Annotated in this window: 12 protein-coding genes; 8 read left to right on the forward strand and 4 right to left on the reverse strand. The window is 63.8% G+C overall.

Features of this window, described 5'->3' with window-relative positions; translation table 11 throughout:
- Window positions 1–150 precede the first annotated feature (150 nt).
- Window positions 151–555, forward strand: a complete 405-nt coding sequence (locus BW11_RS10920; protein WP_140445769.1) for a pyridoxamine 5'-phosphate oxidase family protein — start codon at window positions 151–153, stop codon at window positions 553–555.
- A gap of 180 nt (window positions 556–735) precedes the next feature.
- Here the strand turns inward: BW11_RS10920 and BW11_RS10925 are convergent, their stop codons facing one another.
- Window positions 736–1,953: a class I SAM-dependent methyltransferase gene (locus tag BW11_RS10925; protein ID WP_140445770.1), complete on the reverse strand. Its 1,218-nt coding sequence runs from the start codon at window positions 1,951–1,953 to the stop codon at window positions 736–738.
- A gap of 150 nt (window positions 1,954–2,103) precedes the next feature.
- On the opposite strand from BW11_RS10925, the gene BW11_RS10930 reads away from it, so the two are divergent.
- The 7 genes from BW11_RS10930 to metF all read left to right on the forward strand — a co-directional run bounded on the left by BW11_RS10930 (window position 2,104) and on the right by metF (window position 10,524).
- Complete coding sequence (locus BW11_RS10930; RefSeq protein WP_140445771.1) at window positions 2,104–2,949, forward strand: histidine phosphatase family protein; 846 nt, start codon at window positions 2,104–2,106, stop codon at window positions 2,947–2,949.
- 312 nt (window positions 2,950–3,261) lie between these two features.
- A complete protein-coding gene (locus tag BW11_RS10935) occupies window positions 3,262–4,212 on the forward strand; it encodes a magnesium transporter CorA family protein (protein WP_107044503.1) in 951 nt (316 codons plus the stop codon).
- Window positions 4,213–4,233: 21 nt separating this feature from the next.
- Window positions 4,234–5,043 (forward strand): transporter substrate-binding domain-containing protein, encoded by an 810-nt coding sequence (locus BW11_RS10940; RefSeq protein ID WP_181162616.1) that lies wholly within the window; start codon window positions 4,234–4,236, stop codon window positions 5,041–5,043.
- Between the two features lie 109 nt (window positions 5,044–5,152).
- Entirely contained in the window at window positions 5,153–6,208 is a 1,056-nt protein-coding gene (locus tag BW11_RS10945) for a tRNA (adenine-N1)-methyltransferase (RefSeq protein WP_107044501.1), read from the forward strand.
- A gap of 130 nt (window positions 6,209–6,338) precedes the next feature.
- Window positions 6,339–6,896 (forward strand): histidine phosphatase family protein, encoded by a 558-nt coding sequence (locus tag BW11_RS10950; RefSeq protein WP_043167691.1) that lies wholly within the window; start codon window positions 6,339–6,341, stop codon window positions 6,894–6,896.
- A 249-nt stretch (window positions 6,897–7,145) separates the two neighbouring features.
- Window positions 7,146–9,449 (forward strand): 5-methyltetrahydropteroyltriglutamate--homocysteine S-methyltransferase, encoded by a 2,304-nt coding sequence (gene metE / locus BW11_RS10955; RefSeq protein WP_107044500.1) that lies wholly within the window; start codon window positions 7,146–7,148, stop codon window positions 9,447–9,449.
- Between the two features lie 208 nt (window positions 9,450–9,657).
- Window positions 9,658–10,524, forward strand: coding sequence for a methylenetetrahydrofolate reductase [NAD(P)H] (gene metF, locus BW11_RS10960; RefSeq protein ID WP_140445772.1), 867 nt, complete (start codon window positions 9,658–9,660; stop codon window positions 10,522–10,524).
- Between the two features lie 18 nt (window positions 10,525–10,542).
- Here the strand turns inward: metF and BW11_RS10965 are convergent, their stop codons facing one another.
- The 3 genes from BW11_RS10965 to BW11_RS10975 all read right to left on the reverse strand — a co-directional run bounded on the left by BW11_RS10965 (window position 10,543) and on the right by BW11_RS10975 (window position 13,177).
- Window positions 10,543–10,905: a hypothetical protein gene (locus tag BW11_RS10965; protein WP_140445773.1), complete on the reverse strand. Its 363-nt coding sequence runs from the start codon at window positions 10,903–10,905 to the stop codon at window positions 10,543–10,545.
- Window positions 10,906–10,991: 86 nt separating this feature from the next.
- Window positions 10,992–11,813 (reverse strand): ATP-binding cassette domain-containing protein, encoded by an 822-nt coding sequence (locus tag BW11_RS10970; protein ID WP_258184678.1) that lies wholly within the window; start codon window positions 11,811–11,813, stop codon window positions 10,992–10,994.
- 173 nt (window positions 11,814–11,986) lie between these two features.
- Entirely contained in the window at window positions 11,987–13,177 is a 1,191-nt protein-coding gene (locus BW11_RS10975) for an ROK family transcriptional regulator (RefSeq protein WP_140445775.1), read from the reverse strand.
- Between the last annotated feature and the right edge of the window lie 210 nt (window positions 13,178–13,387).

The raw sequence follows: 13,387 nt of genomic DNA on the forward strand, positions 1-13,387 counted from the left end.
CGATACGGCCGGACGGCCCGGCGACATGCCTGAGGCGCAAAGGTGAACATACTCACAGCGGCTCACGGCGGACGATGCGGGCGGCGCGGCGGACGAATGGGTAGAGTGGAATGCGGATAACGATTCGCCGTGTCATGAAAGGATGTCACTATGGCAACGCTCACCGAAGAGATGAAGACCTTCATCGAGAACAATCTGGGCTGGATCTCCACCGTCTCCAAGGACGGCGAGCTCGATCTGGGCCCGAAGATGTCGCTGTTCGTGCTGGACGACAACCACATCGCCTACCACGAGCGTACCGCAGGCCAGGCCTACGAGAACCTCAAGAACGGCTCCCCGCTGGTCATCGCCTTCGCGAACCTGGAGAAGAAGCAGGGCTACCGCTTCCGTGGCACCGTGACCCTGCACTCCGATGACGCGATCTACGAGGAGCAGGTCAAGGTCGCCGAGGAGAAGGGCACCAAGAAGCCGGCGGTCATCCCGGTCCTCGAGATCACCGAGATCCAGAACCTCGCCTCCGGCCCCACCGCCGGGCAGACCATCGTCAAGGACTGAGACCGGCCCGTTCGGTCGGGCCCGCTCCGGTTGCGGTCTCGTATCATTCCTGTCTGATGCCTGTGCGTCGCATACGAATGCGATGCGCAGGCATCATCGTTTTCGGGGACGGTTTTCAGGGGAAGGCCGGTTTGCCGCGGTGACGGATGGGCTCCCGATTCGTCCTCATCCGTAAAGCTGCTATGCTTTGCGACACCGGATGACGAGGTGACGGCCCAGGCCGTCCGTCGTCGCGAACAGGTAGGCGTTCCCGCCGTCCTTGAGCTTCAGTTTTTTGCGCAGTGCGGCCACCGGCATCGGGAAGTTGCGCACGGCGATGTTCGCATGCGTCAGATCGTCCAGCGCGGCCTTGAGTTCGCGCTTGTTCATCGTGGATACGCCCTCGACGGCGAATGACCGTCCGGGGAATCCGGCGATGGGTTCGGACGCGACGAACAGGTGGCTGTTCGGCCCGATCATCTGCGCATTGAACGCCCGTGCGAGTGCGTCGAAGCATCCCGCCTTCATGATCGAGGCGTTCGGCTCGTACAGATAGCGCCATTCGTGTCCATCAGGGGAGGTACGTACGCCCGAACCCATAGGATCCGCCGCATCGGACGGGCTGAAGGCGAACACCTGTGCGTCGTTCACGCATATGACCTGCGGCGCGGCGTGCATGCCGCGGTCGACGACGAGCAGCAGCTCCTTGCACTCGTTGCCGGTGGAGACGATATGCACCTCGGCCACGTGTCCTGCGAAATCGTCGACCGTCTTATGCCAGTCGAGCATCGGCGAGAGCTTGACCATCACCCGATGCGCCTTGGCGAGCAGACGATCCAGCATGCCCAGCACGTCCGGTGTGCAGTCGGCGATCGCGTAGGTGCGCGCGCCGTGCGTATCGCGCCTCGCCGGGTCGAGGAAGACGAGCGTCGACTCCGGCATCGCATCCAGATACCCCTCGGCGTGCGCGTTGACGATACGCGCATGATCCAGCCCCAAAGCGGGCACGTTATGCTCGGCGATCGCACACAGATGCGACTGACGCTCCACATAGACCGCACGCTCGAACGCGCGCGCCATATATGAGAAGTCCACGCCGAACCCGCCGGTCAGATCGACCAGCGTCGAGGGGGAGGGGAGGCCCGAGACGTCCGCGGCCAGACGCCGGGCGATGCCCTCCTTGTACGTCGCCGTGAACTGCGACGAGCACTGCTCCATCGACAGATGCGGCGGATACCATACGTCGTCATGCGCCGCCCAATCGGGCAGCTTCGCGCGCGCCGTCTGCCATCCGGCGATCTGCTCCAGCGCGAGCGTCAGGTCGACGCCGTCCGGGTGCCCCGCGTGCAGCGCCAGATCGCGCACGTCCTCGTTGCGGTGCGCGGCGACGAACGCGCGCGTCTCATCGGAAATCATCACCATGCCATTGTACGAAAGGCGCCGTGTGTGTGGAGGGCATCGACGGGGAGCGGAGCGCACCATCCGCGCGGCGCCGATGACCGGCGGATGTGGAACACTGAGATGAGACCCGTTGCGTACCCGAATGACAGCGAACGAAAGGTGTCGACGATGATCGAAGAAGTGGTGATGCTCAGGCACGGACGCACGAACTACAACCTGACCCGGCGTCTGCAGGGGCAGATCGACGTGCCGCTCGACATCGTCGGACAATGGCAGGCCGACCAGACGGGACTCGCGCTCGCCGGCCGCTACTACTGGGCTAAGGTCAGCCGGCTCGCCGCGCAGCCCGAGCTGATCGCGCAGCCGGGACCGCAGGCGGCCGAGCGCAGCAGCATCGACGAGTACCGTGATGCGCCCGCCGCCCGCAAACGCATGGTCGTGGTCAGCTCCGACCTGTTCCGCGCCTTACAGACGGCCCACGCCTTCGCCGACATCCTGGGCCTCCAGGTCCATCCCGACGCACGTCTGCGCGAGCGCAGCTTCGGAGCGTGGGAGGGCATGACCAGAGAGCAGATCAAGGCGGTGGACGCCGCCGCATACGCCTCATGGAAGCACCATACGGGAGGCGAGCTCGCATACGGCGTCGAAAGCCGCAGGGCGCTGGGCGAACGCGGTGCGCGCGCGTTGCGGGAGATCCTCGCCGACCCGGCATACGCCGACGGAACCCCCACCACGCTGATGCTCGTCGGGCACGGGTCATGGATCGTCGCCACGATCAGCGAACTGCTGGGCATCGACCCGGATGGGATGAACGCGCTCGGATCCATGCGCAACGCCTGTTGGAGCCGACTCAAGGTGCGCTACACGGTCAACGGTGAGCCGGCGCCGGCACCGCTATGGGAGCTGGTGGAGCATAATCAGGCGCCGCAGATCGCGAACCTGGCCGATTGGGAGAACGGTCCCGACGAGTTGCGCGGACCCGATATGCCCGCATGGAGTCCGATCGCATGGTGACGTGGCATCGATGCCGTGCCGATGCGCTTGTCGATGCGCGGAATCACGGATCGCACGGAGCACGTGGAATAATTCACGTCGAATTCAGAATTCTCCCGACGCCGCGGTGGCGCCGAACGTGACCGCGGACTAGACTTGACGAGGTTTTATAGCCGGCGATCGGCTCGACCGAGTACACGAACGCAAGTACACGAACGAACGTATCGAACATGCATTGGGTGCTGATTCGTCGCAGGCGGGAAAACGGAGATATTGGCGCCGGGAGGCGTAGGTGCGGCGGCGCGTGGCACACGGAAGGCGGGTGAGAAGACGATGTTGAGGATGTTCAGCACCATTAATGGTCAGGTGGAGCGTATCGACAAACCCGAGAACGGTTCATGGCTGTGTCTGAGCGAGCCCACCGACGTCGAGCTGGCCACCGTCGCCTCCGAAACCGGCGTGGATCTGGCCGACCTGCGCGCCCCTCTGGATGACGAGGAACGTTCCCGCGTCGACGTCGAGGACGACTACACGATGGTCATCGTCGACATCCCGACCGTCGAGGAACGCGGCGGACGCGACTGGTACGAGACGATCCCGTTGTCGATCATCGTCACCGAGCATCTCATCATCACCGTATGCATGCAGGACACCCCCGTGCTCCACCCGTTCATGGAGGGCACGATCCGCGGATTCAACACGTACATGCACTCCCGCTTCATCCTGCAGATCCTCTACCGCAACGCCACCATGTACCTGCGGTACCTGCGCATCATCGACCGCGAAAGCGACAAGCTCGAACTGAAGCTGCGCCATTCGATGCAGAACCGCGAGATCATGATGCTCATGGAACTGTCCAAGACCTTGGTCTACTTCACCACCTCCCTCAAATCGAACGAGATCGTGATGGAGAAGCTCAACACGCTGCAGCGCATCAAGCAGTATCCGGACGACGAGGATCTGCTCGACGACGTCATCACCGAGAACAAGCAGGCCATCGAGATGGCCAACATCTACAGCGGCGTTCTTGCGAACATGACCGACGCGTTCGCCTCGATCGTGTCCAACAACCTGAACAACGTGATGCGCATCTTCACGATCATCTCGATCACGCTGTCCATTCCGACGCTGATCTTCTCGATGTACGGCATGAACTTCGTGCCCGGCCAGCTGGGCATGCCCTTCACCGACAAGACCTGGGGATTCACGCTCATCATCGTCATCTCCATCATCCTGTCGCTGGTGGTCACCTGGTTCCTCACCCGCTCCCGCATGTTCAAGTGACGTGATCGGGTGACGATGCGGGTGACGGGACGATTGGGACGGCGCGTGGGCGCCGCGCTGCTGTCCGTTGCGATGTCCGCCGGACTGGTCGGATGCGGGGAGGCCCCCAGAACGTTCGTCCAGCCCGAAGGTCCGACCATTGCGATCGGGGTGACCGCCGACGAGCCGGGGCTCGCACGCTGGCACGGCGGGGCCTACGAGGGCTTCGAAGTGGACGTCGCACGCTACATCGCCAAGAAGCTCGGGTACGCGAACAAGCAGATCGTCTTCAAGCAGGTACTGCCGTCCAACCGGCTCGATCTGCTGGACGACGGCACCGTCGACATGGTCGTCGCGTCGATGCCGATGCCGCAGACCTCATCGTCCATCGCCTACGCCGGCCCGTATCTGCAGACCTCGCAGGGACTGCTGGTGCGGCCCGACGACGTCGGGACGATTACGAGCACCGCGGCGCTCGCCGGCAGGGACGTGTGCGTGGTCGCGGGATCCGGCGCGCGGGAATCACTGCTCGCCGTCCAGCCGAAGGCGTCGCCGCGCGAACGCGACACCTATCCGCAGTGCGTCACCGATCTGATGATCGGCACCGCAGACGCCATCGCCGGCGACGATGTCATCCTCTCCGGCCTGGCGCGTTCGCAGGGAGCCGATATCACGGTGCGTGTGGAGGGCGTGTCCTACGGACGCACGCGGTACGCCATCGCCCTGCCATCCGGGGCGGGGACGCTGGCGCAGAACGTGGAGGCCGCGTTGAAGGACATGCGCGAGGATGGCACCTATGCGGACCTTCTGCGCAGGCTCAGGAGCGAGACGGGATGGAGCGAGGGCCGCTGACGTCCCGTGTCGATGTCGTATCGGCGTCAATCTGCGCCCTCGGATAGGATGGGAGGCCGGTTTCATCGGTCCTGTTCCACAGGGAGAACGGAAGAAAGGGAGAGTCGAGATGCGACGTGGTCCGCTTGAGGCGGGGGAGAAGGTGCAGTTCACCGACCGCAGGAACAAGAAGATCACCGATCAGCTCGTGGTCGGAGGATCCACGCAGACCGACCATGGTCTGATCCTTCACGATGACGTGATAGGACTGACCGAGGGCACGGTGGTCACCACCGTCACGGCCAAGCGCGAGGCGCAGGTCAATCAGGTGCATCCCGAACGTGACGCCGCCAAACCGTGGAAGGCGACACGCGCCATCGGCGGATGGCAGTACGCGGTGATGCGCCCCAGGCTCGCCGACTACGTGCTTTCCATGCCCCGCGGTGCGCAGATCATGTATCCGAAGGACATCGCGCAGGTCATCCAGCTCGGCGACATCAGAACCGGTCACCGCGTGCTCGAATCGGGCGCCGGATCCGGTGCGATGAGCCTGAACCTCCTCGACGCGGTCGGCGAGGGCGGCGAGGTCACCACCATCGAGCTGCGGCCCGATTTCGCGCGGGTGGCCGAGGCCAACGCGACGCTCTATTACGGTCGCCGGCCGCAATGGTGGAGCCTCAAGACCGGGGATTTCGACTCGGTCGCCGCCGAACTGCCCGAACACCACTACGACCGCATCATGCTCGACATGCTCGATCCGTGGAATCGCCTCGAGCAGGCGTATCGCGTGATCGCCCCCGGCGGCGTGATCGTGGCCTATGTCACCACCACCACGCAGATGAGCCGCATGGTGGAGGCGCTGCGCGACGCCGGCGTATGGACCGAGCCGGTCATCCAGGAGACGCTCGAACGCAGCTGGAAGGCGCAGGGACTCGCCGTGCGCCCCGATCATCAGATGATCGGACACACCGGATTCCTCATCGTCTCGCGGGCGATGGCCGAGGGCTTCACCGCCCTGAGGAAGCGTGAGCGCGCGGCCAAGGACACCGTCACCGATGTGGACGATCTGACGGACGAGGAGCGCGAGGCACGGCTCGAGGATCTCGAGCTGCGCGACATCTCGGATCGCAAACTACGTAAGGTGCTGCGTGATCTCGATCGCATGGTCGATGCGCTCGAGGGCTGACCGGACTATAATTGGTCAGCATTGCGGATATGAGTGTTCGCCGATTGTTTCCCGGATGTTGGTCTGACGTTGACCGAGGGTTCGGCGGGTGTTCATGAGCGTATCCGCCATAAGTCCGAGGGGAGCTGTCATGGGAGTCAATCCAAACAAGGTCGCCAAGCGGGTCAAGGGGTACGACCACATCCTGATCATCATGCGTCACGCGAAGGCCGAGCCGTTCCATGCGGAGGGCGACTACGGCCGTGAACTGACGAACAAAGGGCTCAAGCAGGCCAAGAAGGTTGCCAAGGGACTGACGGACATGAAGCTCGACCCGGATGTGATCGCCTGCTCGGCGGCCACCCGGGCCCGCCAGACCTGCGCGAAGATGCTCAAGACCTTCGGCGACAAGCCCAAGGTCGACTACCACCAGAGCCTGTACGAGGGGGGAGTACAGGCCGTGTTCGACGAGCTGGCGCACGCCAAGGAGAAGGATCGCGTGCTCATGGTGCTCGGCCATGAGCCCACCGTCTCGATCGCCAGCCAGTGGATCGCCTCGTCCGATTCCGATTCGGAGCGACTCGACCTGCTCAATCTGGGATTGCAGACCGCGGGCGTGGTGATCTTCGGATCGGACAAGCCGTTCGACCAGTGGCAGGTGCATTCCGGCGATCTGCTCGCCGTGATGAGCTCCTCCGATTTCGACTGATGCTGTCGACTGATGTTTCGATATGTGGGCGCGATGGGTTCCTCCATCGCGCCCCAAGCGTATGATGGCCGCTATGCCGTTTGCCAGCTTGATTGATCGGTCTCACATACTGTAAAGAGGCGTGAAACGGCGGTATAAAGCCGATTTATAGCGACACTTCCATGTCATTGATGACTTTGTTTTAGGACGTGTTTGATAGGCTGAGCGGGTTGAAAAGCCGTTTCGCTAACGAAGCAGTATGGAGGATTCATGACTGCACTCACGTCCGTGTCCGGGTTCCCGCGCATCGGTCAGAACCGAGAGCTCAAGAAGATCATCGAAGCCTATTGGAAGGGCAACGCCACCCTTGACGAGGTGCACGCCACCGCCAAGGAGCTGCGCGCCAAGCACTGGAGGATCCAGGCCGAGGCCGGCGTCGACCTGATCCCGAGCAACGACTTCAGCTACTTCGACCAGCTGCTCGACACGGCGATCCTGCTCAACGTCATTCCGGAGCGCTATCAGCGCCTCTCCTTCGAGAACCCGGAGGAGACGCTGTTCGCCATGTCGCGCGGCTACCAGGGCGAGCGCGGCGACGTCACCGCCCTGCCGATGAAGAAGTGGTTCACCACCAACTACCACTACATCGTGCCGGAGATCGAACCGTCCACCGAGATCAAGCTCAACGGCACCAAGCCGTTCGACGAGTTCAACGAGGCCAAGGAGCTCGGCATCACCACCAAGCCCGTGCTCATCGGCCCGTACACCTTCCTCAAGCTCTCCCGCGACGACAACGCCCAGGAGCTCACCTACGACAAGGGTCTCGTCAACGCCGTGGCCGCCGTCTACGCCGAGGTCATCACGAAGTTCGCCGAACTCGGCGCCGAGTGGATCCAGATCGACGAGCCGTTCCTCGTGCTCGACAAGCAGCCGGGAGACGTGGAGCTCTTCAAGAGCCTGTACGCCAAGATCCTGCCCGCACGCAAGGGCGGCATCAAGGTACTGCTCAACACCTACTTCGGCCACATCGCCGACGTGTACGAGACCGTCAACCTGCTCGGCTTCGACGGCATCGGCCTTGATCTGAACGAAGGCAAGGAGGAGAACCTCGAGGCGGTCGCCAAGTACGGCGTCGCCGACGGCACCACGATCTTCGCCGGCGTGGTCAACGGCCGCAACATCTGGCGCAACAACTACGCCGTGAGCCTCGGCCTCGTCGACGCCCTGAAGCAGGTCACCGACAACGTTGCCGTCTCCACCGCCAGCTCCCTGCTGCACGTGCCGTTCAGCACCGAAGGCGAAAACGCCCTCAAGCCGGAGATCCTCAGGCACTTCGCGTTCGCCGTCGAGAAGCTCGGCGAACTCAAGGAGATCGCCACCCTGGCCGACGCCTCCGACGAGGAGCGCAAGGCCTCCGCCGCGCTCGCCGCCAACCAGGCGCTCTTCGACGGCACCCGCGTGTCCGCCGATCCGGCCGTCGCCGAGCGCATCTCCAAGCTCACCGACGCCGACTTCGTGCGCCAGCCCGCCCGCGCCGAGCGCCAGAAGCTCCAGCGCGAGGCCCTCGGCCTGCCGCTGCTGCCGACCACCACCATCGGCTCCTTCCCGCAGACCCGCGAGATCCGCGCCGAGCGCGCCAAGTTCCGCAAGGGCGAGATCACCAAGGAGGCGTACGACCAGTTCATCAAGGACCAGATCGACGCCTGCATCAGGCATCAGGAGGAGATCGGCCTCGACGTGCTCGTCCACGGCGAGTTCGAGCGCAACGACATGGTCGAGTACTTCGGCCAGAACCTCAACGGCTTCCTGTTCACCAAGAACGCCTGGGTGCAGTCCTACGGCACCCGCTGCGTCAAGCCCCCGATCGTCTGGGGCGACGTCTCCCGCGCCAAGCCGATCACCGTCGAATGGTCCGCGTACGCGCAGAGCCGCACCGACCACGTCATGAAGGGCATGCTCACCGGCCCGGTGACCATTCTCAACTGGTCCTGGCCTCGCGAGGACATCACCCACGAGGAGCAGACCAAGCAGCTCGCCCTCGCCATCCGCGACGAAGTCCTCGACCTCGAGGCCGCCGGCATCAAGGTCATCCAGATCGACGAGGCCGCGCTGCGTGAGAAGCTGCCGCTGCGCAAGACCGACTGGCACTCCAAGTACCTCGACTGGGCCGTTCCGGCGTTCCGTCTGGTCCACTCCGCGGTCAAGCCGACCACGCAGATCCACACGCACATGTGCTACTCGGAGTTCAACGACATCATCCGCGACATTGACGCGATGGACGCCGACGTGATCTCCTTCGAGGCGTCCCGCGGCGATCTGGTCGTGCTCGACGCCATCCACGAGGCCAACTTCGAGACCGAGGCCGGCCCGGGCGTCTACGACATCCACTCCCCGCGCATCCCCTCCGAGCAGGAGATCGAGGAGCGCATCTACGAGATCCTCAAGAAGATGGATGTCGAGAAGGTGTGGATCAACCCGGACTGCGGCCTCAAGACCCGTGGCGACGCGGAGACCTGGCCGAGCCTCGAGCATCTGGTCGCCGCCGCCAAGGCCGTGCGCGCCAAGCTCGCGTGAAGATAGCTGAATAGATTCCGATAGTTCCAGCAGAGGGAGGCTGGGCGTTGCATGCGATACGCGACACACTCAAGGCCGTTCGGCCAAGCCTACGGTCGCGTATCGCATGCAACGCCCAGCCTCTGTTGCGTGGGTATGGTGCCTGTGTGTCGCGCGGGTGCGTGAGTTGGGGCGCCTTGGCGCGCCGAGGAAAGAGAAGGGAAGAACAATGCATAAGCCGATGTTTTCGCTTGAGGTGTTTCCGCCGAAGAGGGACGCTCCGGTGGGAACCATCTATGACACGCTGGACGGTCTGCAGGGGCTTGACCCCGATTTCATCTCGGTGACCTACGGTCACGGCACGCATGCCGACCGTATGGCCACGGCGCGCATCGCCAACACGATTCGCAACGAATACCGCATCCCGACGGTGGCGCATCTGACCGCCCTGTATTCGGATGAGGCGAAGATCGACGAGGCGCTGGAGATGTTCGAGCACGCCGGCGTCTTCGCGGTGCTCGCCCTGCGCGGCGACTACATCGACGGCGAGGAACCGGTTGGCGTGTTCGAGCACGCCAGCGACCTCGTGCGCTACATCCGCGCGCGCAAGCCCGATCTCAAGGTGTTCGGCGCCTGCTACCCGGAGGGGCATATCCAGTCCGAGTCGATCGATGAGGACATCGAACATCTCAAGGAGAAGGTGGATGCCGGCGCCACGCACCTGATCTCCCAGCTGTTCTACGACAACGAGGACTTCTATCGGTTCCTCGACAAGGCGCGCGCCGCCGGCATCGACGTGCCGATCGAGGCGGGCATCATGCCGATCAACGGCGCGAAGTCACTGCGTTCGATGGCGGCGAAGAACCGCACGCGAATCCCCAAGGACGTCGAGTCGCTGCTCGAGCGATGGGGGAGCGACGTGCCCACGCTACGCGAGGCCGGCATCAACTACGCGTCGGCGCAGATCACCGATCTGGTCGCGCACGGCGTCGACGGCGTTCACCTGTACACGATGAACCGTCCCGCCACCACGCGCCGCATCTGGCGCAACGTGCGTCCCCTGTTCCAGACCGTGGAGCCCGTCACCACTGCGTGACGAACTGTGGGGAGCCCGTCACCTGCGCTTCTTGCCGCCGTTGCCGCCCTTGCCGGCCGGCTTGGCGCGCTTCAACGGGCTCTTCGGCTTGGCCGGGGCCATCCACGGGAACTGCTCAAGCCCCCAGCGGTGCAACGGCGGGATCTTGGCGATGAGCACGCCGGCCAGCATCGCGAAGATCGCCGCCCATGAGGCGAAGTCCTGCTTGGTGAAGATCAGGACGATCACCAGACCGACGCCGATGATGCCGAGGACCTGCGAGTACTTGTTCTGCTCCTCGGTGGTCTCCTCGACCTTCAGCGGAATCAGGCCGAAGTAGAGGCCGATCACCACCGAGACGATCACGACGATGACGGTGACCGTGATTTCCAGACTGCTCATGACGAATCGACTCCCTTGTATCGTGTGAACCGGCGAGCTGCGTCCCAGTCTAACCCACCGGGACGGGCGCGCCGGACATTGACTCCCTACTCGTTGCCGGCCCAGTACCCTTTGGCGTTCCTGTCCAATGCGGCACTCATCGTGCGGTCGATGAGCTTGCGCTCTCGCACCATGTTGCCGTACTTCGGGCTTTCGGTGATCTCCTCGTACTCGTGTTCGGTCGCGACGCCCGCGATCTCGGCGATGATCTCCTCGTACGAGGTCTCCACCGTGCGATGCACGCCGGAGATGCGCCCCTGACGGATGACGACGATACGGTCGGACACGGCGAACACATCCGGCAGATCATGGCAGACCATCACCACGGTGCGCCCTTCGGAGCGCAGCCGTTTGATGTACGAGAGCACCTCGGCGGTCTGCATCACCGACAGGGCCGCGGTCGGCTCGTCCAGGAGGATCAGCTGCGGGTCGTTGAGCAGGGTGCGTGCGATCGCGACGGTCTGCCTCTGACCGGTGGACAGGGACGCGATGGGAGAGCCCACGCGGATCGCCGAGCTCAGGGTCTTGAGCACCGAGCGGGCGCGGGAGTTCATCTCCTCGTCGTTGCGCACTCCGCCGACGTTGACCTCCTTGCCGAGGAACAGGTTGGCCGTCACGTTGAGATTGTCGCAGAACTCCTGGCCCTGGAACACCGAGGCGATGCCCATGCGGTCCGCGGCTCGGATCGAGGGGATCGTCACCTCCTCGCCGTTGAGGTAGATATGCCCGAAGCCGGGTTGGAGGAACCCGGCGATGATCTTGACGAGCGTCGACTTGCCGGCGCCGTTGTCACCGACGATGGCGACGACCTCCTGCCGGTTGATGTCGAGGTTCACCGACTTGAGCGCCTCGACGAAGCCGAACTTGATGCAGATGTCCTCGAGCCTCAGTAGTGGCGGCTCACCGCCGGTCCTGTGCGTGCCGGTGCGATCCGCGCCGGATACGTGACCGTTCCCATTCCCGTCTGTCATCCGTGTGTCCTCCGCGGACTGCCCGCATGTGCGATTGCCGATTCGTGCATCAACCATAGTCGGTCCCGATCTCAAATCGCCTTGGACTGCGCTGGAGCGGCGGCGATGTTGCGATCCGAGTACTCGATGGCGACCAGCGCTCCGCCGAGCGCCGCTCCGTCTATCGGATGATCCGACACCCGCACGTCGATGGGGGAGACCGCGTCCGGGAACAGCATGCGCTGCAGCGCCTCGTCGAACGGCCGTGAGAACGTCTCGCCGGCCAGCGCGAGCTTGCCTCCCAGCACCACGATCTCCGGGTCGACGCTGATGCACAGGTCCGCGACCACCTGCCCGATGCGCACGGCGGCGTCGGAGATGACGCGTCGGCATCCCGGGTCGCCGTCGTTGGCCTTGGCGACCAGATCGTCGAGCGTCATGTTGCCGTGCGTGACGCTCAGCAGTTGGACGAGGCGGTCCTCGGAGACCACGGTGTTGAGGCATCCGCGGTTGCCGCACGCGCAGATCGAGCCGAGAGGGTCGATCTGGATGTGGCCGATCTCGCCCGCCAGGCCGGTCACGCCGTGCAGTATGGAGCCGCCGATCATGATGCCGGCCCCCACGCCGTCGCCGGTGCCGATGTACACGAAGTTGCGCCTGCCGAGGGCGACGCCCATGCGCGCCTCGCAGAACGCCGAGAGGTTCGCGTCGTTGTCGACGTAGACGGGGCAGTTGAACGCGGTCTTCATCGGCGAGACGATGTCGACGCCGTCCCAGCCGGGCAGAATGCCGGGGATCGCGATCATGTGATCCGCGGTCGCGACGGGAGCCGCCACGGCCACGCCGATGCCGACGATCTCATTGGCATCGGCGTCGATGTTGTTCAGGGTCTCGTTGATGAGCACCATCGCACGTTCGAGGGTGGTGTCCGCCTTGTGCCCGAAGGCGAGCGGCAGGACGTGCTTGGCGATGATTGACTTCGAGAAGTCAACGAAGACGAGGGTGAGCTGTCTGCGTTCGACCCATAGGCCGATGCCCATGCCCTGATGGCGGGCGAGGGCGACCAGCGTGGCTCGCCGGCCGTTGCGTGTGGTGCCCTTGGTCTCCACCAGACCCTCGTCGACGAGTTGATGGACCAGCGTCGAGACCGTCGCCGTCGACAGTCCCGTGACCTCGGCGAGTTCGACCTGCGTCATCGCGCCGAACCTGTGGAGGCTATCCATGAGATTCGCGCGGTTGGCCTCGCGCAATGAGGTCTGCGACCCGTATAACCGTCTTGTCATAAAGGTCCAGTGTAGTCGAAACGGCTGTGTCGGCCGCGGCCGTGTGTGACCGTTCACGGCGTGTCGCGTTCTCGGGCGCAGGAAATGGCGTATTTCCGCCATTGTGTTCAGGTCTCAAACTCAAGTGATCGAGAACATACATTTATGAGTTTGACATCTTAATTCAACTTGGTATTCTGTTACCTGAACCTAAGGAAATTCCGGCTATTC

Origin of the sequence: Bifidobacterium sp. UTCIF-38 (assembly GCF_006454495.1) — a bacterium.
GTDB classification, from domain to species: Bacteria; Actinomycetota; Actinomycetes; order Actinomycetales; family Bifidobacteriaceae; genus Bifidobacterium; species Bifidobacterium callitrichos.

Coding starts and splice junctions, on each gene's coding strand:
- BW11_RS10920 (WP_140445769.1), top strand. CDS start 151: ATGGCAACGCTCACCGAAGAGATGAAGACCTTCATCGAGAACAATCTG.
- BW11_RS10930 (WP_140445771.1), top strand. CDS start 2,104: ATGATCGAAGAAGTGGTGATGCTCAGGCACGGACGCACGAACTACAAC.
- BW11_RS10935 (WP_107044503.1), top strand. CDS start 3,262: ATGTTGAGGATGTTCAGCACCATTAATGGTCAGGTGGAGCGTATCGAC.
- BW11_RS10945 (WP_107044501.1), top strand. CDS start 5,153: ATGCGACGTGGTCCGCTTGAGGCGGGGGAGAAGGTGCAGTTCACCGAC.
- BW11_RS10950 (WP_043167691.1), top strand. CDS start 6,339: ATGGGAGTCAATCCAAACAAGGTCGCCAAGCGGGTCAAGGGGTACGAC.
- metE (WP_107044500.1), top strand. CDS start 7,146: ATGACTGCACTCACGTCCGTGTCCGGGTTCCCGCGCATCGGTCAGAAC.
- metF (WP_140445772.1), top strand. CDS start 9,658: ATGCATAAGCCGATGTTTTCGCTTGAGGTGTTTCCGCCGAAGAGGGAC.
- BW11_RS10965 (WP_140445773.1), bottom strand. CDS start 10,905: ATGAGCAGTCTGGAAATCACGGTCACCGTCATCGTCGTGATCGTCTCG.
- BW11_RS10975 (WP_140445775.1), bottom strand. CDS start 13,177: ATGACAAGACGGTTATACGGGTCGCAGACCTCATTGCGCGAGGCCAAC.